The sequence below is a fragment of the Mycobacterium farcinogenes genome (assembly GCF_019739075.1).
GTDB classification, from domain to species: domain Bacteria; phylum Actinomycetota; class Actinomycetes; order Mycobacteriales; family Mycobacteriaceae; genus Mycobacterium; species Mycobacterium senegalense.
In genome coordinates this window covers 17,872-40,885 of the sequence record NZ_CP081673.1, presented here as the reverse complement: position 1 = coordinate 40,885, position 23,014 = coordinate 17,872, and the positions used below count along the sequence as shown (strand labels likewise).

Here is a 23,014-nt window from a genome sequence, read left to right as displayed (position 1 = left end):
CTCCTACCGCTCGGGTTCGGGTTTCGGGCAGTCTGGATCGGCGTCCTTCTCGGTGCGGAACATGAAGAAGAACACCACCCAGCCGATCGCCGAGATGAAGATCCAGCTGACCAGCCGGTAGATGAGCATCGCCGAGATGGCCGAGGCCAGCGTCAGGCCGGAGGAGACCAGCCCGGGCACCAGTACGGCCTCCACCACCAGCAGCCCGCCCGGCATCAACGGGATGGCCCCCACCGCACGGGCCGCCGCGTAGGCCACCGTGACGCCGGCCAGAGAGGGATGCCCACCCGCGGCGTAGCAGGCGAACGCCAGGCAGGCCACGTCGGCGATCCAGTTGAACATCGACCAGCTGAACGCCACCGCGAGGTCGCGCCGGCCCAGGCTGACCGACTCCAGCTGCCGCAGGATCTCCCGCCATTTGGCCAGGCCGGTGTCTGACGGTTTGCCACGCAACGAGTTGACCGAGGACAGCACCTTGACCCCGATCCCGTCGATCAGTTCGGGTCTGGTGGCCACGGCCTGGGCCAGCAGGATGATCGCCAGGAAAGCGCCGAGGGAGAAGATCAGCGAGAGCGGGTTCTTGCTGGCACCGAGCAGCAGTGCGCCGCCGAGGCCCAGCAGCGCCAGCCCCACGACCTGCAGCACGCCCGACATCACCAGCTGCCACGAAGCCACCAGAGGGGAGGCGCCCCAGATGCGTTGTTGGCGGTAGACGAAGGTCGCCGAGAGCACGGGCCCGCCGGGCATCGTGGTCGACAGTGCATTGCCCGCGTAGAACGCGGCCTCCGAACGCCACTGCTTGACGGGCACTCCGGCCGAGCGCAGCAGGGTCCGCTGGATCTGGGCGAAGCTGTGCATCGAGGCCATCGCGGCACCGACCGCCGCCAGCACCCACCACGCGTCGGCCGTCAGCAGGCTGCGCCAGGCTTTGGCCAACTGATCCCAGACCAGGGTCACCTCGACGGCGAGCACGGTGACCGCGAGAGCGATGACCACCCATCGCGCCCACCAGTACTTGCCGCGCGTGGAGGCGGCCCGGACCCGAGCGGTGTCGGCCGGCGCGTCCTGTGACACGCCCTACAGGGTAACCGCGCAGGTCGTGTCGACATCACCGCTTGCTGGGCGCGCCGCATTACGCTACCGAAATGGCACTGGATCCTGTTGCTGATGAGGCCGTGACGCCGTTCGTCCGCAAGGTGGCGGCCTGGGCATGGCGGCTGCTGGTCATTCTGGCGGCCGTCGTGGCACTGCTGTGGCTGATCAAACACCTGGAGGTGATCGTGGTGCCGGTGGCCCTGGCCACCATGGTCGCCGCGTTGCTGCTGCCCGCAGTGGACTTCATGGACCGCCGCGGTGCCCCGCGCGGGGCCGCCGTGGCCCTGGTCCTGCTGGCCAGTTTCGCGGTGGTGGGCGGCATCCTGAGCTTCGTCGTGTCCCAATTCATCGAGGGCGCGCCACAACTCGTGGAACAGGTGACCCGAAGCATCGACGGGCTGCGCAATTGGCTGATCAACGGACCACTGCAGCTGAGCAAGGAACAGATCGACCAAGCCGGCAACACCGCGATCGAGGCGTTGCAGCGCAACCAGGAGAAGCTCACCACCGGTGCCCTGTCCACCGCGGGCACCCTCACCGAGCTGCTCACCGGCGCGCTGCTGGTGCTGTTCACCCTGATCTTCCTGCTGCAAGGCGGGCGCAGCATCTTCTCGTTCGTCACCAAGGTGTTCCCGAACCATGTGCGGGATCGGGTCCGCGACGCCGGACGGGCCGGTTTCCACTCGCTGGGCGGCTATATGCGAGCGACGTTCCTGGTGGCCCTGGTCGACGCGGTCGGCATCGGCACCGGCTTGGCGATCATGGGTATTCCCTTGGCACTGCCGCTGGCCTCGCTGGTGTTCATGGGTGCCTTCGTCCCGCTGGTCGGTGCCGTGGTGGCCGGGTTCCTGGCCGTGGTGGTGGCACTGCTGGCCAAGGGATTCGTCTACGCCCTGATCACCCTCGGCCTGATCATCGCCGTGCAGCAGCTGGAAGGCCATGTGCTGCAGCCGCTGGTGATGGGCCGCGCGGTGTCGATCCACCCGTTGGCCGTGGTGTTGGCCATCGCGGGCGGCGGCGTGCTGGCCGGCATCGTCGGCGCCCTGCTGGCCGTGCCCACGGTGGCGTTCATCAACAGCGCCACCCGGGTGCTGGTGGCAGACAATCCCGACGCCGAGCAGGCCCGGCAGGAAAACGAGGACAGCGTCCTCATCGAAGCCGAGTCCGACGACCTGCCGGCCAAGGAGTAGCCCGTGCCGCGCTGCGAACGCCGGCTGGTTACAGCCGGCCCTCGCGGCGCAGCAGATCCTGCGCGCTCATCCCGCCCCCGCGCCGCGGAGGTTCGTTGTCGCGTGGGTTGAACTTCTGAGTCGACGGATCCTGTTCTTGCTGGCGCGGATTCGGTCCGGGCCCGGGGGCCGGGCCGGGGCCCGGACGCTGGGCGTTGAAAGCCGTCGTCGGTGCATTCCCACCACCGGCGGGCGGACGCTGCTGTTGCGGCATCGCACGGGTGGCGTCGGCCGACGGGCGCGGTGCCGGCGGCGGAGGGGGAGGCGGGGTCCCGTTGGCCGGGCCGCCCTTGGCCGGACCGCCGCGCAGCGCACCCAACCACGATTCGATCTCACGATCTTCGCGCTGCGGGGGAGCCGGCGGGCCGCCGGCCGGCCGCGCGGTCGGCTGCGGCGTGCGCTCGGTGTTGGCGGCCGGGGTGTTTCCCGTCGCGGTGTTGACCGTGTTGACGGCCGTGTTCACCGCGTTGCGCACCGCGTTACGTGCCATGGCGAACCGGGTGGTGGCCGGCTCTTGGTCGGGCTGCTGGCGGGGCGGGGCCTGCGGCGGGGTGATCCGTGCCGTACCGGCGGCCGACGGTGCGTTGGTCCGCGGCATCTGCGGGCGCAGGGGCTCGGCTGCTGGATGGGTCGGATCGTGCGGCCGCGGTGGTGGTGCCGGCAGGGCGCCGACGCCGGCCAGCGCGCGCGGGTCTTCACCGGATTCCGGACCCATCGGACGCTTGCGCTCGTCGGGCAGCTCGGTCTCACCGAGGCCGATCGCCACCTGGATGCGCTTCATCCAGTGCGGAGCCCACCAGCAATCGTCGCCGAGCAGCTTCATGATCGCGGGAACCAGGAACATCCGGATGACGGTGGCGTCGAGCAGCAGGGCGATCAGCAGGCCGAACGCCAGGTACTTCATCATCACCAGGTCGGAGAAGGCGAACGCCCCGGCGACCACTGCCAGCACCAGCGCGGCACCGGTGATGAGGCGACCGGTGGTGGCGGTACCGATGCGGATGGCCTCGGCCGTGGACATGCCGCGTTCCCGGGCCTCCACCATGCGGGACACGAGGAACACCTCGTAGTCGGTGGACAGGCCCCAGATCACCGCGATGATCAGACCGATCATCGGCGCCATCAACGGCTGCGGCGTGTAGTTCATCAGGCCGGATCCGTGACCGTCGACGAACATCCAGGTCAGGATGCCCATCGTCGAACCCAGGGTCAGGGCGCTCATCAACGCGGCCTTCACCGGCAGCACGATCGATCCGAACGCCAGGAACATCAGCACCGTGGTGGTGATGACCAGGATCGTCACCATCAGCGGCAACCTGGAGAACAGGCTGTGGATCGAGTCCTGCTCCAGGGCGGGCGTGCCGCCGACGAACACGTCGATGCCGTGCGGAGGCTGCAAGGCGCGTAGGTCCGCGATGTTGGTTGCCGCGTCGCCGCGGTTGATCAGGCCGTTCTGGATCACCCGGACGGATTTGTCCTTGGACCCGCTGTCGGTGGCCGGACGTTCCTTCCACATGGCTTCGGGATCGTTGTCCGGGTCGGTGAAGCCCTTGACCGTCATGGCCTTGGCCCGCATGTCGGCGATCTGGGCGTCGGTGATCGGTTCACCGTCTTGCCGCTGCATCACCAGCGTGATCTGTTCGGTGCGGAAACCGGGGAAGAGCTTGTCGAACTGCTCCTGGGACTGACGCACCGCGTTGTCCGGGGGCAGGTACTTCTCGCTGATACCCGCGAGCGTGAGCGAGCCGATCGGCAGGACCAGCAGCGTCATCACGACCAGGATCGGCGTGGCGAAGGCGATGGGCCGCTTCATCACGACGTTGACCAGCCGGCCCCAGAACCCCTGCTCCACTTCTTCGCGGGTCTTGGTCTTCTGGGTCTTCTCGGCGAACCAGTCGATGATCCGGCGCGAGAACGGCCAGTTCGCCAGGAACGGCACCTTCAGCAGCGTGGTGACGCCGAGCGCGTCGACCCGGGGCCCCAGGATGCCCAGCACGGCGGGCAACACGGTGATCGACAGGAACGCCGCCAGCATCACCGACGCGATGATCGCGTAGGTGATCGACTTGAGGAATCCGAGCGGGATCAGCAGCAGCGGCAGCGAGGACGCCACGATGATCACGGCAGAGAAGGCCACGGTGCGCCCGGAGGTCATCACCGATCTTCGGACCGCGGCCTCGGTGTCATAACCCTCGGCGAGTTCTTCTCGGAACCGGCTCACGATGAACAGGCCGTAGTCGATGGCGATACCGAAGCCCATCATCGTCACGACCGGTTGGGCGAAGAAGTGCACCGGCCCGAACTCGGCGGTGAACCGCAGGATGCCCAAGGCGCCGGCGATGGTGAGACCACCGATGATCGCGGGCAGGGCGGCGGCGACCGCGCCGCCGAACACGAAGAACAGCACCACGGCCACCAGCGGGACGATCGCGAGCTCGGCGCGCTTCTGGTCCGTGCCGATGGTGCCGGTGAGCTCGCTGGCCAGCGGGTTGAGCCCGGCCAGCTTGATGTCGCCGCCGTTGACCTGCTGCAGATCGTCCTCGACAGCTTGGTAGTTCTTGAGGATCGCGTCGTCGTTGTCACCCTTGAGGGGCACGCTGATGAAGGTGTGGCGCAGGTCCTGCGTCTTCATCTGGCTGACGGTCGGATCGGTGGTGTCGGGGGCCTTGAGCCAGCCGACCCACCCGACGATCTCGTCCGGATGATCTTTGACCACCTGGTCGAGCTCGCCGGTGACTTCCTTCTGCCACGCCTTGTCGGTGACCTTCTTGTCATCCGGCGGCGTCAAGATGGCGACGACGTGACTGGTCCGGTCGCGGCCGTACACCTCGTCGCCCAACAGCGACGCCTGCACCGACTGGCTGCCCTCGTCGTAGAAACCACTCTGGGTGACGTGCTGTCCGAGACTGGCTCCGTAGACGCCGCCACCTAGGCACAGCGCCACCATGACACCGATGACGATGTACCTGAACTGGTACACCGTTCGACCCCACCAGGCGAACACTTAGGCTCCTAACTAAACAACATTCATGGTGACCCGCTGTTGCGAATTCGCGGTCTTCAGTTGTTACACACGCGCGGTCAGTAGCGATGAAAGCGGCCGGAATGGCTGCAGCCATGCTCCCTGCTCGGGTAGCGAGTCCAGGCCGATCCGTGGCAGCGGTTCCCGGAACACACCGGGAATGTCCTCCAGATCGACAAACTCCAAGGTATCCGACGCTAGCGCCCAGCTCGCATGTTCGCGAAATCCGAGCACCTGCACGGGAGTGCCCTCACGGGCGATTTCTTCCAGCGGTTGCCGGAACGCCTGGCCGTCCGCCGAAGCGACCAGAACCGCTGCCAGCCCCTCGCTGCGACGCAGGGCGATGTGCTCGAGCATGTCGCTGTCGACATCGCTGTCGTCGTCGATCTTCGGCTTGGCGAAGACGGCGAAACCCACGTTACGCAACGCTTCCACCCATGGCCGCACCACATCGGCGCTACCTGGGGCGATGTTGGTGAAGACGGTGGCCTCGGGCTCGAGCGAGATGTCGGCTGCGTCGTCACTGTCGGCCACCAGATCGGAGGTGTACTCCAGCAACCAGCGACCCAGTGCGTCGAACCGGGGACGGTGTGCGGCAGTCGGGCGCCCGCCCAGGATCGCTCCCAATCCCATGTCCAGGTTGGGGGCGTCCCACACGAGCAGCACCCGCCGCGCGGGGGTGATCACCGCGGTGTCGGGGGATCCCTCGGATCCGCCGTCTGCCTGGGACGATGCGTCCTGCATGTCTTCGGTCACACTCATGGCCGTTTCTCCCAGACCAACTCGGTGACGTCCGGACCGGCCAGCGCCTTGCGCTCGTATTTGGTGACCGGGCGCTCGACCGATATCGGAAGCTGTGCGTCCAGCTCGACCCGCCGCAGCAGCGGTTCGGCATCGCCGACCTCGGCGATGTGCTCGGCATACCCGGAGTGGTCGGTGGCCGCGTGCAGGATTCCGCCCGGCCGCAGCCGGTCGGCGATCAGCGCCACGGTGGCCGGCTGCAGCAGGCGGCGCTTGTGGTGGCGGGCCTTGGGCCAGGGGTCCGGGAAGAACACCCGCACGCCGGTCAGGGACGCCGGGCCGAACATGTGCTCCAGCACATCGACGCCGTCCCCGCGAATCATGCGGATGTTGGTGACGGGATTGGTCTCGGAGGCCCGGTCGATCGCGCTGAGTAATTGCGCCAGCCCTTTGCGGTAGACCTCCACCGCGATCACGTCGAGATCGGGTTCGGCCTGCGCCATCGCCAGCGTGGAGGTACCGGTGCCAGAGCCGATCTCCAGGATCAGCGGGGCCGAGCGGCCGAACCAGGCCTCGGTGTCGAGGTCGACGACGGGCTTCGAATCTTCGTCACGCGCCTGCATGCCCAGCTCGGGCCAGAGCCGGTCCCAGGTCTGTTGCTGGGCCGGCGACAGCGTCGAGCGTCGGGTGCGGAAGCTGGTCACCCGGGGAAAACGGTGCGGCTGGGCGGGCGGCACGTCGGCCGCCTCGTCTGCCGGCGCCGGCCCACCGACGTCGGACCTGGACGGGTGCATCCGTCCATCGTCTCTTATCTGCGGCGTGGTGCCCGCATCGTGGTAGAGATTGATACCCAACAGTTGCCTCAAGCTGCTGGGACTTAAACCTCTGTTCGCGCGTGCGCCCGGCTCGTGTCACGATTTTTCGTGACGCACCCGGTGCGCCCCGTCACCGCAGGGAAGGCCGCCAGATTTTCGCAGACGAGCTCACACGCTTTGCCGACCGCGACGGCGATGCGCGGTTGGCTTCCATCAGTGCGCAGGTGTCGGCCCCGGTGCGGGTGGATGTGCGGGGGCGTCGTGGCGTCGGGGTGAGCACGGTGGTCTCCGCGCTGGCCGGCGCCGGTCTCGATACCGCCGAGGACCGTGAGGCCGGTGACGCCACGGTCGTGGTGATCGCCGAGGTGCTCAAGCCCGAAGACGAGGCCCTGCTCGCTGAGCTGAACGGGGCGAGGCGGCCGACGGTCGTGCTGCTCAACAAAGCCGACCTGGCCGGCTCCGGTCCGGGCGGGCCGATCGCGACCGCGCACCGGACGGCCCGGAGGCTGCAGCCGCGGGCCGGGGCGCCGGTCGTGCCGATGGTGGGTCTGCTGGCGGCGCCCGGGGCGTTACCGCCGTCTCTGCTGGATGCGTTGCGGCAGCTGGCCGCCGAGCCTGCGGACCTGACCTCCGTCGACGCCTTCGTGACCGGGGTACACCGGGTTCCGCATGCCGTGCGCTGCGAGCTGCTGGAAAGGCTCGACCGATTCGGCATCGCCCACAGCACGCTGGCGTTGAGTCGCGGGGCCGGCGTCGACACGCTGCCGGAGTTGTGGCGCAGGCTCAGCGAGCTGGACCAGGTGATGACCGCCCTGGATGCGGCGACGGCATCGGTCCGGTACCGGCGGGTGCAGTGGGCCCTGGCTGAGCTGCAGGCCGTCGGCGGCCCGGCGGTGGCCGGCTTTCTGGCCGCGGACGACACGGTGATCGCGGTGATGGCCGCCGCTGTCGACGTCGTACAGGCCGAAGGGTTGACGGTGGACCCCGCCGACAACCCCAACGCCCATCTCTGCCGGGCCCGCCGGTGGCGGCAGTACCGCGACGGTCCGGTCAATGCCCTGCACCGCCGGTGCGGTGACGACATCGTGCGCGGGTCGCTGCGCCTGCTGGGTGCGGCGGGTGGCCGGCGGTGACCGACGTGCAGACACCCCGGGACCAGGCCGTGGTCGATGCGGTGGCGGCGGCCGACGCCGTGGTGGCCGCGATCGATCCGGGCTTGACTTCGCCGGGAGTCGAGACCCGCGACGCGGTGCTGGTCGCCGGTCCGTGGCTGGCCGGGTCGACGAGTGTGATGGCCGCGCTGCGGGACCGGATGCCGCAGACCACGTTCGTCGAATCCACCGAGTTGGTGGCGGGAGAGGCCCCGGCGGCTGTGGTGTATGTGGTGTCGGCGGCTGCTCCCATCACTGAATCAGATTGCGCCCTGGTTGATTTGGCGACCCGATACACCGACCTGGTGATCGGGGTGGTGTCCAAGATCGACGCCTACCGGGACTGGCGCGATGTGCGCGACGCCGACGCGAAGATTCTCGCCGAGCGCGACGCGCGCTACGAGCGCATGCCCTGGGTGGGGGTGGCGGCTGCCCCCGACCTCGGTGAGCCGCAGCTCGACGAACTGGTCGAACTGCTGGCCGGCCAACTGGACGATCCCGAGGTTGCGCGCCGAAACAGGTTGCGCGCCTGGGAAACTCGTCTGGAAGCGGTCATCGTCCGCTATGAGTCCGACGGTTCTGGAGCCGATCGTCAGGCGCGGGTGGAGGTATTGCGGGAGCGGCGCGCCGAGCTGGGCCGGGCTCGCCGGCTGGCCCGCACCGAGCGCAGCATCGCGTTGCGCAGTCAACTGCAGCAGGCCCGGGTCCAGCTCGGCTATTTCGCCCGCAACCGGTGTAATTCGGTGCGCACGGAACTGCAGGAGGATGTCGCGGGCATCAGCCGGCGCCGGATCGAGACGTTCGAGGACTATGCCCGGCAACGTGCCCACGAGGTGGTCGGCGAGGTGGATGAGGGCGTCACCGCGCATCTGAGCGGTATGGCGGCCGAACTCGAGCTGACGGCGCCCCCGCCACCGCCCCCAGCGGCGATTCCCGAGCTGCCGGCGCCTCCGCTGAAGTCCCGCACCCTCGAGACCCGGCTGATGCTGGTGCTCGGCACCGGATTCGGGCTGGGGGTCGCGGTGGCGGTCAGCCGGCTGTTGGTCGGGGCGGCGCCGCGGCTGGCCGTGGCAGGGTTGGCGGTCGGCGCGGTGGTGGGCCTGCTGCTGGCGATCTGGGTGGTCGGTACCCGGGGGCTGTTGCACGACCGGGCGGTGCTGGATCGCTGGGTCGGCGAGATCACCGGCACGCTGCGCTCAGCGGTTGAGGAGCTCGTCGCGAATCGGTTGGTGGCCGCGGAGACGGCGCTCACCACGGAATCGGCGGCCCGTGAGGAAGCCGAGGCGGCGGTGGCGGCCGAGAAGACCGCCGAGCTGGAGGCCGAGTTGCGGGAACACGCGATCGCGACCGCGCGGGCGGCCGCGCAGCGGGACCGCCGGATCCCGCCGTTGCAGCGGGCGCTGAACGCCGTGCGGGCGGATCTGTACGGCAACCGCGACGCTACTGGCGAGTAACCACCTGATAACGTCGATCTGAATCGTTCCTGTGAGTGATCGGACATACCACCGGCTCACCGTGGGTATGTCACCCGCGTTAACCTCTACCCAAGGGGTAGCCGTGACCGCGTCGTGACGTGGCTTGGGTTCCACAAACCTACGCAGGAGAATTTGATGACCTCAGCGACCATTCCGGGTCTGGACACCGCACCGACGAAGCATCAAGGTCTGCTGGCCTGGGTCCAGGAGGTCGCAGAGCTGACTCAACCCGATCGGGTGGTTTTCGCCGACGGGTCCGCCGAGGAGTACGACCGCCTGGCCTCCCACCTGGTCGAGGCGGGCACCTTCCAGAAGCTCAACGACGAGAAGCAGCCCAACTCGTACCTGGCGCTCTCCGATCCCTCCGACGTCGCCCGTGTCGAATCGCGCACCTTTATCTGCTCGGAGCGCGAGATCGACGCCGGCCCGACCAACAACTGGATGGACCCCGCCAAGATGCGCGGGATCATGACCGACCTGTACCGCGGCTCGATGCGCGGTCGCACCATGTGGGTGGTCCCGTTCTGCATGGGCCCGCTGGATGCCGAGGACCCCAAGCTCGGGGTGGAGATCACCGATTCCGAGTACGTGGTGGTCTCGATGCGCACCATGACCCGGATGGGCCAGGCCGCACTCGACAAGATCGGTGAGGACGGCTTCTTCGTCAAGGCGCTGCATTCGATCGGCGCACCGCTTGAGCCCGGGCAGAAGGACGTCCCGTGGCCGTGCAACGACACCAAGTACATCACCCACTTCCCGGAGACCCGCGAGATCTGGAGCTTCGGTTCGGGCTACGGCGGTAACGCGCTGCTGGGCAAGAAGTGCTACTCGCTGCGCATCGCCTCGGCGATGGCCCACGACGAGGGCTGGCTGGCCGAGCACATGCTGATCGTCAAGCTGATCTCCCCGGAGAACAAGGCCTACTTCATCGCCGCTGCGTTCCCGTCGGCCTGCGGCAAGACCAACCTCGCGATGCTGCAGCCCACCATTCCGGGCTGGCGTGCCGAGACCGTCGGTGACGACATCGCCTGGATGCGGTTCGGCAAGGACGGCCGCCTCTACGCCGTCAATCCGGAGTTCGGTTTCTTCGGCGTCGCGCCCGGCACCAACTGGGACTCCAACCCGAACGCGATGAAGACCATCGCCGCGGGCAACACCGTCTTCACCAACGTCGCCAAGACCGACGACAACGACGTGTGGTGGGAAGGCCTCGAGGGCGACCCCGACCACCTGATCGACTGGAAGGGCCACGACTGGTACCGCGAGTCGGAAGACAAGGCCGCACATCCGAACTCGCGCTACTGCACCCCGATCTCGCAGTGCCCGACGCTGGCCCCGGAGTGGGACGATCCGCAGGGCGTGCCGATCTCGGCGATCCTGTTCGGCGGCCGTCGCAAGACCACGGTCCCGCTGGTGACCCAGGCCCGCGACTGGCAGCACGGCGTGTTCATCGGCGCCACCCTGGGTTCCGAGCAGACCGCCGCCGCCGAGGGCAAGGTCGGCACCGTGCGCCGCGACCCGATGGCCATGCTGCCGTTCCTCGGCTACAACGTCGGTGACTACTTCCAGCACTGGATCAACATCGGCAAGAACGCCGACGAGTCGAAGATGCCCGCGGTGTTCTTCGTCAACTGGTTCCGTCGTGGCGACGACGGCCGCTTCCTGTGGCCTGGCTTCGGTGAGAACAGCCGCGTGCTGAAGTGGGCCGTCGAGCGCATCGAGCACAAGGCCGACGGTAAGAGCACCCCGATCGGCATCGTGCCGACCGCCGCTGATCTGGACCTGACCGGATTGGACGTGGATCCCGCCGACGTCGACGAGGCCCTGGCCGTCAACGTCGACGAGTGGAAGGCGGAGCTCCCGCTGATCGAGGAGTGGTTCGAGTTCGTCGGCGAGAAGCTGCCCACCGGCATCAAGGACGAGTTCGACGCCCTCAAGCACCGCCTGTCCGAGGAGTCCTAAGGCTCAGCTAAGCACCGCGAGCGTGCGTGTCTGCCGGTAGACACGCCGCCACACGTCAGCAAAACGCGCACCCTCGTCATCGACGAGGGTGCGCGTTTGCATTGTGGCCCAAGGCATCACGCGCGGGCCGGCCACCACATGCGCTCGCCCAGCAGGCTCATCGCCGCGGGCACCAGGTAGGTCCGCACCACGGTGATGTCGAGCAGCAGGCCGATGCCGATGGTGGAGCCGATCTGCACCAGGTTGAGCACCGTACCGCTCATCAGGGCGAACATCGTGATCGCGAAAACCACTCCGGCGGTGGTGATCACGCTGCCGGTACTGCCGAACCCCCGGATGATGCCGCTGATCACCCCGCTGTGGGACTCTTCGCGGATGCGGGAGGCGAACAGCATGCTGTAGTCGGCGCCGACGGCGACCAGCGCCATGAACGACACCGGGAACACCGACCAGTCCAGGCTGATGCCGATCAGGTGCTGCCAGATCATGGTGGACAGCCCGGCCGCCGCCCCGAAGGACAGCACCACCGCGGCGATCATCAGCAGCGGGGCCACCAGGCTGCGCAGCATCACGATCAGCACCAACAGCACCGCCACCACGGCCACGGCGCCGAAAAGCGCGAAGTCCCTCCAGGTTTGGTCGACGTGGCGTTGCGACAACGAGGCCAGGCCGGTCGATTCGATCTGCGCGTGCTCCAGCACAGTGCCCGTCGCGGCGTTGTTGGCCGCGGCGATGACGGCGGGTACCGCGCCCATCGCCTCGGCGCCGTAGGGGTTCACCGACCAGACCACCATCATCCGGGCGCTGCGCCCGTCCGGTGAGATCAGCAGCTGTTCACCGGCGGTGAAGCGACGGTCAGTGCGGCCCTCCTCTGGGAGGTAGAAACCCCGCCCGGCGCCGCTGCTGGTGTCGGCCGACATCCGGTGCAGGAAATCCGAGGCGCGGTCGAGGCCCGCGCTGAGCTCGGTGGTCAGCGTGACCATGGTGTCGGTGCCGGTCTTCACCTGCCCCAGGCCCGCGGTGAGCCGGTCCAGACCCGTTGTCAGTTCGGTGATTCCGGCCAGCAGCCGGTTCAGTTCCTGTCGGGTCTGCTCAGGGGTGCGGGTGCCGAGTTGATCGAGCGTGGCCCGCAGTTTCTTGATACCCGCACGGAGGTCGGGCAGGGTGTCGAGCGCGGTGGTGACGGGGCCTTCGGGAACCAGCGGAGCTGCGAGCGTCAATCCGTTGACCGCCAGTAGTGCGCGCCCGCCGGTGGCCGCATCGAGGTCGGCGAACGCCTGCCTGGCGCGCATGCAGGAGCTGTCCGCGGCGCAGGCCGTCGAGGGCTCGGGGCCGGTGAGCGGATCGAACACCGCGTGCAATGCCGCCGTCGGGGCAGCCAATCGCTTTTGTGCGGAATCGATTTCGTTGACCACCTGGTCGAGCGAGTCGGTGGCGTTGGAGATGCTGCGCACCGCGGTCACCACATCCAGGGATCCGCCGGAGAGCTTGCCCACCACCCGATCGGCCGATTCCAGGGCGCCGAGAAGGTTGCGTGCCAGGTCGACCAGCGAGCGCGCGCCGTCGGTGAGTTCGGGCAGCCGCGCGGACGCGTTCGCTGAGCCGTCGTGCAACTGCGTTACCCCGCTGGCCAGCCGCTTGAGTTGCGGGATGGCCTGCTCGACACGATCGTGTGCGTCTTGGAGTCCCGCGCTGACTTGCGCGGTCTGCGAGCCGATGGCCGTTTCCGGCAAGGGTTTTCCCTCCGGCCGGGTGATGGAGCGGACGTAGGCGACCTCGGGCAGGTTGCCGATCGACATGGCGATCAGGTCCAGCGCCGCCAGGTCATTGGTGTTGCGCATGTCGTGGTCGGCCCGGATCGTGATGAACTCGGGTGCCGCCTCGTTGACTCCCCAGTGGCGGTAGACGGCCTCATAGCCGCGCTTGCTGTCGGTGGCACGCAACTGCATGGCGTTCTCGTCGATGTTCGGTTCGAAGGTGAACAGCACCGAACTCATGGCGATGAGGAAGGCCAGCGATGCTGCGACCAGCGCCGGCGCCCGGCGGATGATCGCCGCACCGCGCCTGCGCCAGCGCCGTTCGTCGAGTGGCCGGGGCTCGGCGTATCCGCGTCGGCCCCACAGGGCCATGATGGCCGGCGTCAGCGTCAGGCTGACGGCCACGGTGATCGCGATCGAGAGCGCGATCGGTGGTCCTGCGGTGCGGAACATCCCGATCTTGGTGAACACCATGGCCATTCCGGCGCCCGCGATGGTCAGCGCGGAGGCGATGACGATGCCGGCGGTGTGCGCGCCCGACCGGGCCACCGCGTCGTCGACGGGCATTCCGCGCCGCCTGCCCTCGTGGTAGTTGGCCAGCAGGAAGATGCCGTAGTCGGTGCCCGCGCCCAGCACCATCGCGGTCACCAGCGCGATGGTGAAGTTCGAGACCGTCAGGAGGTCGTTGCCGCCCAGCCAGGAGATCACCGGCCGTGCCACGGCCAATGAGATGCCAACGGTGAGAAGCGGAATCATCGACGTGATCAGCGACCGGTAGACGGCGAGCAGAAGCAGCGTGATCAGCACGACCGAGACCACCGTGATGATGGCCAGCGAGATGTCGATGGCGGAGAACAGATCCGACAGGGTCGGGGCGGCTCCGGTGAAATGCACGTCGAGGCCGGCGGGCCGGGGCAGGGCGGCGACCTCGGCGCGGACGTTCTCGGTGGACCGGTGGGCGCGGGTGGAGCCGACGTCGCCGGTGGTGGCGACGATCAGGTGGATGGCTTTCCCGTCGGGGCTCAGTCCGGTGCCCTCCAGGCCGTCAGTGCCGTAGGTGTCGAGGACGTAGGCGACGTCGTCCTTGTCGGCCACCAACCGGGCGACCAGCTCGCGGTAGAACGCCGTATCCGCCGCGTCGAGGACGCGGTCGCTGGACACCACGATGCTGCCGACGGCGGTGGTATCGGGGACGCCGAAGTCCCGGGACATCTGCCGCAGGGTCTCGGTGGTCGGGCTTTCCGGGGTGAACGGGGCGGAGTGCTCGGCCACCGTGCGTTCGAGCTGGGGGATGGCCAGGTTGAGCACGCCGGCGGCGGCCAGCCACGCCGCCAGTACCAACCACGCATATCTCGCGCAGACTCTGGAGAGTTTGCCGAAGATCGCCAGATTGTGCATTCCGGCATCGTAGACCAATCGGTCTATAGATGGTCGACTAGGATGTACCGACTGGTCTATTTCGGTGATTGAGAGGGTGGCGACAGTGGCCGGCCCGCGGGAGCGTCTGATCCAGAGCGCCATCGAGCTGATGCGCGAGTACGGCGTGCACGCCACCGGGCTCAGTGACCTGCTGGAACGCAGCAATACCGCGCGCGGATCGATTTACCAGCACTTTCCTGCCGGCAAAGCCGAGCTGATGGAGCAGGCCACGCTGGAAGCCGGGCGGATCATCACCGCCAAGATCGAGCAGTTGACGCAGGCGCTACCCGCCGAGACGGTGATCGACGCGTTCATCGACGGCTGGAAACGGAACCTGACGGACAGCTCATTCGCGGCGGGCTGTCCCATCATGGCCGCCGCCCAGGCCGCACCGGATGCGCTGGCAATCCGTGAGGCCTCGGCCAAGGTATTTGCTGACTGGGCCAGGGTGATCGGTGAGTCGATCAAGTCCAAGGGAGTTGACGCCGCCACCGCGGCCTCGCTCGGCAGCTTCATCGTCAGCTCACTGGAAGGGGCCATCATCCAGTGCCGCAGCGCCCGGTCCTTGCAGCCCCTCGACGACGCGAAGACCGGTCTGATGCTGCTGCTACGGCGTGAGGACGCTGACTGACGGCGCCACTTGACGCCTGTCAAGTGGCGCCGGTTACAGTGCCATCATGCAGATCCGCGAGCATGCCGAGGCCAACCCCGAAAAGCCGGCCATCATCCTCCACCCGTCGGGAACCGTCGTGACGTTCGGCGAGCTCGAGGCCCGGGCGAATCGGCTGGCGCATTATTTCCGGCAGCACGGGCTGCAAGAAGGCGATGTGGTCGCGATCCTCTTGGAGAACAACGAACACATCCATGCGGTCATGTGGGCGGCACGGCGCAGCGGGCTGTACTACGTGCCGATCAACACCCACCTGACCGCGGCCGAGGCGGCCTACATCATCGACAACAGCGGGGCCAAGGCCATCGTCGGCTCGGCCGTCCTCAAGGACGTGCTGAGCGGTCTCGAAAAGGAGCTGCCCGACGGCCTGCCCGGCATTCTGCTGATCGCAGACGGCGAGCTCGACGGCTGGCAGCGCTACCCGGAGGCCGTCGCAGACCTGCCCGAGACTCCGATCGACGACGAGATGGACGGCGACCTGCTGCAGTACTCGTCCGGTACGACAGGCCGGCCGAAGGGCATCAAACGCGAGCTGCCACACGTGCCGCCGTCGGAGACCCCCGGCATGATGGCAGCGTTGGTGGGCTTCTGGATGCAGCCCGATTCGGTGTACCTGAGCCCCGCGCCGCTCTACCACACCGCCCCCTCGGTGTGGTCGATGCAGACTCATGCCGCCGGCATCACCACGGTGGTGCTGGAGCGTTTCGATGCCGAAGGGTGCCTGGAGGCGATCCAGAAGCACAAGGTCACCCAGGGTCAATTCGTGCCGGTGATGTTCACCCGCATGCTGAAACTCCCGGAAAGCGTGCGGAATTCGTACGATCTGTCCAGCCTGCGTCGTGTCATGCATGCCGCCGCGCCATGCCCGGTCGAGATCAAGAAGCAGATGATCGACTGGTGGGGGCCCATCGTCGACGAGTACTACGCCTCCTCGGAAGCCATCGGCGCGACCGTGATCTTCGCCGAGGACTGGCTGACGCACCCGGGTTCGGTCGGTAAGCCGATGAACGGCCTCGTGCACATCCTCGACGAGGACGGCAACGAACTGCCGCCGGGCCAGGCCGGGGAGATCTTCTTCGAGGGCGGACAGGACTTCGAATACCTCAACGACGCGGCGAAGACTGCCTCCTCACGTGACTCACACGGCTGGAAGACGGTGGGGGACATCGGATATGTCGACGAGGAGGGCTACCTCTACCTCACCGACCGGCGCCACCACATGATCATCTCGGGCGGGGTGAACATCTACCCGCAGGAAGCCGAGAACATGCTCGTCGTTCACCCGAAGGTGATGGACGCCGCGGTGTTCGGCATCCCCGACGACGAGATGGGCCAGAGTGTCAAGGGCGTGGTGCAGACCGTGGACCCGGCCGATGCGACACCGGAGTTCGCCGACGAGCTGCTGTCGTGGCTGCGCGAGCGGCTGACGCACTACAAGTGCCCGCGCAGTATCTCGTTCGAGGTGGAGCTGCCCCGCACCGACACCGGCAAGCTGTACAAACAGGAGCTGATAAACAAGTACTCGTGACCGTCGTGGAGTTGCCCGCGGGCATCCGGGTCGGGGTCGACACCCCGACCGATGCCGCGACGTTCACGCTGACCGAGCGCCCCGACGCGGACCGGCGCATGGTCAACGTGGAGTCTGTCGAGCAGGCACTGGGGCAACTCACCGAGCGGTGCCAGCGCTGGCCGCAGGCCGCGGCGGTCTGTGACGACGTGCTGCGGTCGCTGGATCCGGCCGGATCGACCCGGGCGGGGTTGATCACCGAATCTCTGGCGTATTCGACGTTGCAGTCGGGCGGGGAGTTCGCCCGCTGGCTGGCCGAACGTGGGCCGGCCACCGCGCCGCTGCTGCCCGAGCCGGTGCAGGCGCATCGTGACGGGAACACCCTGCATGTCCGGTTCAACCGGCCGCAGCGGCACAACGCGTTCTCCACCGACACCCGCGGTGCGCTGCTCGAAGCGCTCGACGTGGCGCGACTGGACCCCTCGGTCGACGAGGTGGTGCTCGGCGGCAACGGCCGATCTTTCTGCAGCGGAGGCGATCTGGCGGAGTTCGGCTCGTTCGCCGACCCGGCCAGCGCCCATGTGGCCCGCACCCGGCACAGTCCCGCGCTGGTGCTCGACGAAGTGACGGCGAGGCTGGGGCGAGGCTGCCGTGCCGAGGTGCACGGCCAGGTCCTGGGCAGCGGACTGGAGATGGCGGCGTTCTGCGGTTGGGTCAGCTGCGATCCGGACGCCACCATCGGCCTGCCGGAGCTGGCCCTCGGGCTGATTCCCGGGGCGGGCGGCACCGTGAGCATCACCCGCCGTATCGGCCGGTGGCGCACCGCCTACCTCGTGCTGTCTGGGCGCACCATCGACGCGGCCACCGCGCTGGCCTGGGGCCTGGTGGACGAGGTGCGGCCGGTACCGGTGACTGTGCGGTGAGGGCGTGACTGGCATAGTGCGAGATGTGAAACAGGGTGGTCCGTTCTTCGATGACCTGCAGGTCGGCCAGGTTTTCGACACCGCGCCGTCGATGACCTTGACCTCCGGGGCGGCCGCGACCCACCAGGCGATCCTCGGTGACCGGCTGCGGCTGGCGCTCGATGCCGACCTGGCCGCCGCGGTGACCGGGGAGCCCGGTCCGCTGGCGCACCCCGCGCTGGTGTGCGACGTGGCGATCGGGCAGAGCACCCTGGTGACGCAACGGGTCAAGGCCAACCTGTTCTACCGGGGCCTGGCCTTTCACCGTTTTCCGGTGATCGGGGACACCTTGTATACCCGTACCGAAGTGGTTGGGCTCAAGCAGAATTCGACGAAACCGGGACGGGCGGCCACCGGTCTGGCCGCGCTGCGGATGACCACGGTGGACCAGTTGGACCGCAAGGTGCTCGACTTCTACCGCTGCGCGATGCTGCCGCTGTCCGGCGATGATGTCGAGACCGGGCACGCCGACGATCTGTCGACCATCGGGGCCGACGCGACAGCGCCGAACCCCACAGCCGGCTGGGATGCGGATGCCTTCCGGACCCGGGTCCCCGGGCCGCATTTCGACCCCGCACTGGCCGGCACGGTGCTGCACAGTACGGCCGACGTGGTCAGCAGCGCTCCTGAACTGGCCCGGTTGTCCCTGAACATCGCTGCCACCCATCATGATTGGCGTGCCGGCGGCCGGCGCTTGGTGTACGGCGGGCACACGATCGGGCTGGCCCTGGCCCAGGCCACGCGACTGCTCCCCAACCTGGTCACCGTGCTGGCCTGGGAATCGTGCGATCACACCGGGCCGGTGCACGAGGGCGACACACTGTTCAGTGAGCTGCACGTGGAATCTTCCGACGCCGGTGTCCTGCAATTGCGCTCGCTCGTATACGCGGCCGGTGGTCCCGACGGCGGTGATGACCGTCAGGTGCTGGACTGGCGGTTCAGCGCGCTGCAGTTCTGATGGCACCGTTGGCGATTCCGCAGGGTCTGCGCAGGCAGGCTCAGACGGTCGCCGACGATTTCGCGCAGTTCACCGGGGTATCGGTCGATGCGACCGAGTTGCTCACCGGCCGTGCCGCTCTGCTGGACATCGCCCCCCAGGGTCAGCTGTCGGCCGGCGGGGCGACGCGCCTGTTCCCCACCTGCGACGGATGGGTGGCGCTGACGCTGTCGCGGCCGGACGATGTGGCGTCGATACCCGCTCTGCTGCAGCGGGATTCCATCGACGACGATCCCTGGCCGGCAATCCGGGACTGGGCGGGCATGCGCGCCGCCGCCGAGGTCGCCGCGCGTGCCCGCCTGCTCGGGTTGCCGGTAGCCGTGTTGGCGGAAACGGCAGCGGCGCCACCGGTGACCAGCACGATCGGTCCGCCGGGGGCGGGTTCGCTGACGGGAATCTTGGTGGCCGACTTGTCGTCGATGTGGGCCGGTCCGTTGTGTGGGCAATTGCTCGCTCGGGCCGGGGCCACCGTGGTGAAGGTGGAGAGCCGGAGCCGTCCGGACGGCACCCGCTCCGGGGCGCCCGAGTTCTACGACTGGATGAACGGTGGAAAGCTGTCGTATGCCGTCGATTTCGACGATCCCACGGAGCTGGCCGCCTTGGTGCGGGTGGCCGACGTGGTCATCGAGGCGTCACGGCCGGCCGCGTTGAGCCGACGCGGACTGGGGCCCAGCACCGCTGCGGGCCGAGCGGGGCGGATCTGGCTGCGGATCACCGGCCACGGCACCGCGGGAAAGAAGGCCGACTGGGTGGCGTTCGGCGACGACGCCGCGGTGTCGGGCGGCCTGGTCGGATACCGCGCGGGCGCACCGGTATTCCGCGGTGACGCGATCGCCGACCCGCTCACCGGTCTGCATGCCGCGGTTGCCGTGGCGGCATCGCGCAACCGCGGCGGTGGCGAACTGATCGAATTCTCGATGGCGGCCGTGGCAGCCGGGTACCGGTCATTCGACGACGAAGATTCCGACGTCATCCCGGTGCCACCCGCCGCCGGCCTGCCCGGACGAGACCTCGGCGCCGACAACGATGCGGTACGCCGGATCGTGGCGGAACGGGCCGATGCCTCATGCTGATTCACCGCGCGACGCTGCTCGACGGGTCGGTGGTCGACATCCGGGTCGCAGACATCATCACCGAGGTCGCGGCATCACTGCGGCCTGAACCCGGCGAACAGGTGCTCGACGCCGGGGCGCGTACGGTGATCCCCGGATTGCATGACCACCATCTGCATGTGCATTCGGCTGCCGCCGAACAGGATTCTCTCCGCGTGGGCCCCGCCGAGGTGGCCGACGAAGCTGCACTGCGCCGGGCATTGACCTCGGCGGTGGTGGGCGGTGACGGCTGGATCCGGGCTGTCGGCTATCACGAGGCGGTGGCCGGCTCACTGGATCGCTACGCGCTGGACCGGTTGGGCCCGGACATTCCGGTGCGCGTGCAACACCGCAGTGGCGTGCTGTGGACGCTGAACTCGCCGGGTCTGGCGGCGCTGGGCCTGGCCGACCACCCGGACGGGCGGCTGCGCAGTGCGGACCCGACGTGGTCGCAGACCTTGGAGCGCCGGCCCGCATCGGTCACGGAGTTCAGCGCCCGCCTGGCGGCCTACGGTGTCACGGGCGTCACGGATGCCACGCCTGACCTGACGCCGGCCGACCGCCCGACGAACATGCGGCAGCGCATGCACTATCTGGCGCCCGGCAAACGCATCCTGCACGACGACGGGCTCGACCTCGATGAGCTGACGGCCTGGATCGCCGAGCGGCATCGATCCGGTGAGCCGGTCGCCGTGCATTGTGTGACCGCGGCCCAACTCATCGTCACCATCGCCGCGCTGCAGGCTGCGGGCGGCCATCCCGGCGACCGCATCGAGCACGCTGCGATGGTGCCGCAGGACTGCATCTCCGACCTCGTCGCGCTCGGGATCACCGTCGTGACGCAACCCAACTTCGTGGCCGAGCGGGGAGACCAGTACCGCACGGATGTGCCTGCCGCCGAACAGGATCAGCTCTGGCGGCTGGCCACCCTGCTCTCGGCGGGCGTGCCAGTGGCACTGTCCACCGATGCGCCGTTCGGCGCCGCCGACCCGTGGGCCGCGATGCGCGCGGCAGTGCACCGGCGCACCCCGGGTGGTGTGGTGCTCAACCCGGCCGAGCGGATATCGGGGCGGCGCGCTCTGGCCCTGTTCCTGGGCGGTGCTCAGAACCCGAGCCGGCCACGTCGTATCGCACCCGGTGAACCAGGGGACCTGTGCCTGCTGGCCGGCTCCCCGTCGCAGGTGATCGGCACGCTCGAAGCCGAACTCGTCGCGGCCACCGTGATCGGCGGGGCAGTGGTGTTCGAGCGGTGAGCGTCTGGCGTACGCCAGGTATGCCGGCCTTGCTGGGCGCGGTCACGCTGGGTTTCACCGGGTTCGCGCTGCTACTTCCGGCGGCGCCGCTGTGGGCGGCCCACATCGGTGCGGACCACCTCGGCGCCGGCCTGGTCAACACCGTGCTGATGGGCTGCACGGTGATCGCGCAACTGTTGGTCGGGCGATTGTTGCGGCGGGCCGGCTGGCCCATCACGCTGGCTGTCGGCCTGGTGCTGTTGGGCGCGCCGGCCGTCGTGCACATGTTCGCCCACAGCTTGTGGTCGGTCCTGCTGCTCGCGGGCTTGCGCGGTTTCGGCTTCGGGCTCCTCACCGTGTGCGGCGTGGACGGGATCGCCGGCCTGGTTCCCGCCGAGCGTCGGGGAGCGGCCATCGGCGCGTACGGGCTTTCCATCGCCGCACCACAATTCGTGCTCGTCCCGCTGGCCCCGTGGCTGGCCGAACAGGTCGGCTTCGAGCTGGTGTTCCTGCTCGCGGGTGCTCCGCTGGTAGCGGTGCCGCTGGCCTTGGTTCGCACGCATCCGGTGCCTCGGCCACCGGCGCCGGCGGGTGATCACCTTCCGGTGTCCCGGGGGTTGATCAACCCGATCGCCGCGCTCGTCGTGATCACCGCCGCCGGAGGGGCCGTCACCACGTTCGCACCTCAGTTCGGCAGTGCCGAGATGGCATTCGGCGCGTTGCTCGGTCTCACCGGGACCGCCGCGGTGAGCAGGTGGTGGATCGGCGGCGTCGCTGACCGGTACGGCGCGGCGCGGTTCATTGCCCCGATGCTGGGTGTGGGCGCGGCGGGTTTGGCGGCGATCGCCGTCGGACTGGCCGGTCAACGGGCCGTTGTCGTCATCGTCGGCTCGGTGTTGGTGGGTGTGGCATTCGGGGGCCTGCAGAGCCTGACCCTGGTGCAGGCCTTCGCCGCCGTGGGCGAACATGCCCGCGGCGCGGTCAGTGTGGCCTGGAACGTCGGGTTCGACGCGGGTACCGGTCTGGGATCGCTGGCCGTCGGCGCGGTGGCAACCGCGGCCTCGTTCCCGGCGGCGTTCGCCGTGATGACAGCCGCGTGTGTGGGGGTTGGGTTGATGTGGGTACCCCTTCGCCATGACGGGCAATCAGGACGCGGCACCGCTGCTTGACGCGCTGAACGAGTACCACAATTCCAACCGGTACGGCTTCTCACCCCCGGGGCATCGCCAGGGCCGCGGCGTCGATCGACGGGTTCTGCAGGTCCTGGGCCGCGAGCCGTTCTTGAGCGATGTACTGGCCAGTGGCGGTCTGGACGACCGGCGGATGAGCAATGGCTACCTCAAGCGGGCCGAGGATCTGATGGCCGAGGCCGTCGGCGCGAAGGTGGCCTGGTTCTCGACCTGCGGCAGCTCGTTGTCGGTGAAGGCCGCGATGATGGCCGTCGCCGGGTGCGACGGCAGCCTGCTGCTCAGCCGGGACAGCCACAAATCGGTGGTGGCCGGGCTCATCTTCTCGGGACTGACGCCGCGCTGGATCACCCCGCAGTGGGACGCCGAACGTCATCTCTCGCATCCGCCGTCACCACGGCAAGTCGAGGAGGCCTGGCAGCGGCACCCGGATGCCGCGGCCGCGCTGATCGTCAGCCCCAGCCCGTACGGCACGTGCGCCGACATCGAAGGTATCGCCGAGATCTGCCATCGCCGGGGCAAGCCCCTCATCGTCGACGAGGCGTGGGGCGCGCACCTGCCCTTCCATGAGGATCTGCCGACCTGGGCGATGAACGCCGGCGCGGATGTGTGCGTGGTGAGCGTGCACAAGATGGGTGCCGGGTTCGAGCAGTTATCTGGGGTCAGATTCTGATGTTCACTGTTGTTCCCGCTGAGGCGAGT

The 23,014-nt window shown here is 68.4% G+C and carries 16 protein-coding genes and 1 pseudogene; 12 read left to right on the top strand and 5 right to left on the bottom strand.

Features of this window, described 5'->3' with window-relative positions; genetic code table 11:
- Positions 1-3: 3 nt before the first annotated feature.
- Positions 4-1,074: a lysylphosphatidylglycerol synthase transmembrane domain-containing protein gene (locus K6L26_RS00150; protein WP_019346128.1), complete on the bottom strand. Its 1,071-nt coding sequence runs from the start codon at positions 1,072-1,074 to the stop codon at positions 4-6.
- 71 nt (positions 1,075-1,145) lie between these two features.
- On the opposite strand from K6L26_RS00150, the gene K6L26_RS00145 reads away from it, so the two are divergent.
- Positions 1,146-2,285: an AI-2E family transporter gene (locus K6L26_RS00145; protein ID WP_036390543.1), complete on the top strand. Its 1,140-nt coding sequence runs from the start codon at positions 1,146-1,148 to the stop codon at positions 2,283-2,285.
- A 28-nt stretch (positions 2,286-2,313) separates the two neighbouring features.
- Here the strand turns inward: K6L26_RS00145 and K6L26_RS00140 are convergent, their stop codons facing one another.
- The 3 genes from K6L26_RS00140 to trmB form a co-directional block, all read right to left on the bottom strand.
- Positions 2,314-5,328, bottom strand: coding sequence for a trehalose monomycolate exporter MmpL3 (locus tag K6L26_RS00140; RefSeq protein WP_036390542.1), 3,015 nt, complete (start codon positions 5,326-5,328; stop codon positions 2,314-2,316).
- Positions 5,329-5,391: 63 nt separating this feature from the next.
- Positions 5,392-6,108, bottom strand: a complete 717-nt coding sequence (locus tag K6L26_RS00135) for an NYN domain-containing protein (protein WP_109756807.1) — start codon at positions 6,106-6,108, stop codon at positions 5,392-5,394.
- Entirely contained in the window at positions 6,105-6,899 is a 795-nt protein-coding gene (gene trmB, locus K6L26_RS00130; RefSeq protein WP_065063172.1) for a tRNA (guanosine(46)-N7)-methyltransferase TrmB, read from the bottom strand. Before trmB ends, K6L26_RS00135 begins: the two co-directional genes overlap by 4 nt.
- Positions 6,900-7,105: 206 nt before the next feature.
- Here trmB and K6L26_RS00125 point away from each other — a divergent pair, with 206 nt between their 5' ends.
- The 3 genes from K6L26_RS00125 to K6L26_RS00115 all read left to right on the top strand — a co-directional run bounded on the left by K6L26_RS00125 (position 7,106) and on the right by K6L26_RS00115 (position 11,490).
- On the top strand, positions 7,106-8,035 hold the full coding sequence (locus K6L26_RS00125) for a P-loop NTPase family protein (RefSeq protein ID WP_221852376.1): 930 nt from the start codon (positions 7,106-7,108) through the stop codon (positions 8,033-8,035).
- Positions 8,036-8,040: 5 nt separating this feature from the next.
- Positions 8,041-9,507, top strand: a complete 1,467-nt coding sequence (locus K6L26_RS00120; protein ID WP_245008781.1) for a hypothetical protein — start codon at positions 8,041-8,043, stop codon at positions 9,505-9,507.
- A 156-nt stretch (positions 9,508-9,663) separates the two neighbouring features.
- The gene (locus K6L26_RS00115) at positions 9,664-11,490 is read left to right on the top strand and encodes a phosphoenolpyruvate carboxykinase (GTP) (RefSeq protein ID WP_221852375.1); all 1,827 of its coding nucleotides are present in this window, start codon (positions 9,664-9,666) and stop codon (positions 11,488-11,490) included.
- Between the two features lie 116 nt (positions 11,491-11,606).
- On the opposite strand, the gene K6L26_RS00110 is transcribed toward K6L26_RS00115, so the two are convergent.
- Positions 11,607-14,645: an MMPL family transporter gene (locus K6L26_RS00110; protein WP_221852373.1), complete on the bottom strand. Its 3,039-nt coding sequence runs from the start codon at positions 14,643-14,645 to the stop codon at positions 11,607-11,609.
- Positions 14,646-14,730: 85 nt separating this feature from the next.
- Between K6L26_RS00110 and K6L26_RS00105 the strand changes: the two genes are divergently transcribed.
- The 8 genes and pseudogenes from K6L26_RS00105 to K6L26_RS00070 all read left to right on the top strand — a co-directional run.
- Positions 14,731-15,297: a TetR/AcrR family transcriptional regulator gene (locus K6L26_RS00105; protein ID WP_221852372.1), complete on the top strand. Its 567-nt coding sequence runs from the start codon at positions 14,731-14,733 to the stop codon at positions 15,295-15,297.
- Positions 15,298-15,343: 46 nt separating this feature from the next.
- Positions 15,344-16,864: a fatty-acid--CoA ligase FadD4 gene (fadD4, locus tag K6L26_RS00100; protein ID WP_221852370.1), complete on the top strand. Its 1,521-nt coding sequence runs from the start codon at positions 15,344-15,346 to the stop codon at positions 16,862-16,864.
- Between the two features lie 5 nt (positions 16,865-16,869).
- Positions 16,870-17,766 carry an enoyl-CoA hydratase/isomerase family protein gene (locus K6L26_RS00095; protein WP_221853308.1) on the top strand — a complete coding sequence of 299 codons (897 nt, stop codon included), beginning with the start codon at positions 16,870-16,872 and terminating at the stop codon, positions 17,764-17,766.
- Between the two features lie 91 nt (positions 17,767-17,857).
- Positions 17,858-18,763: a hotdog family protein gene (locus K6L26_RS00090; protein ID WP_234709382.1), complete on the top strand. Its 906-nt coding sequence runs from the start codon at positions 17,858-17,860 to the stop codon at positions 18,761-18,763.
- Complete coding sequence (locus tag K6L26_RS00085) at positions 18,763-19,875, top strand: CoA transferase (RefSeq protein ID WP_221852368.1); 1,113 nt, start codon at positions 18,763-18,765, stop codon at positions 19,873-19,875. The genes K6L26_RS00090 and K6L26_RS00085 overlap by 1 nt, the downstream gene beginning before the upstream one ends.
- On the top strand, positions 19,869-21,146 hold the full coding sequence (locus K6L26_RS00080) for an amidohydrolase family protein (RefSeq protein ID WP_221852366.1): 1,278 nt from the start codon (positions 19,869-19,871) through the stop codon (positions 21,144-21,146). Before K6L26_RS00085 ends, K6L26_RS00080 begins: the two co-directional genes overlap by 7 nt.
- Entirely contained in the window at positions 21,143-22,294 is a 1,152-nt protein-coding gene (locus K6L26_RS00075) for an MFS transporter (RefSeq protein WP_342394404.1), read from the top strand. Before K6L26_RS00080 ends, K6L26_RS00075 begins: the two co-directional genes overlap by 4 nt.
- Positions 22,260-22,964: pseudogene (locus K6L26_RS00070) on the top strand (aminotransferase class I/II-fold pyridoxal phosphate-dependent enzyme); the annotation flags it as partial. The gene K6L26_RS00075 and the pseudogene K6L26_RS00070, both read left to right, overlap by 35 nt.
- Between the last annotated feature and the right edge of the window lie 50 nt (positions 22,965-23,014).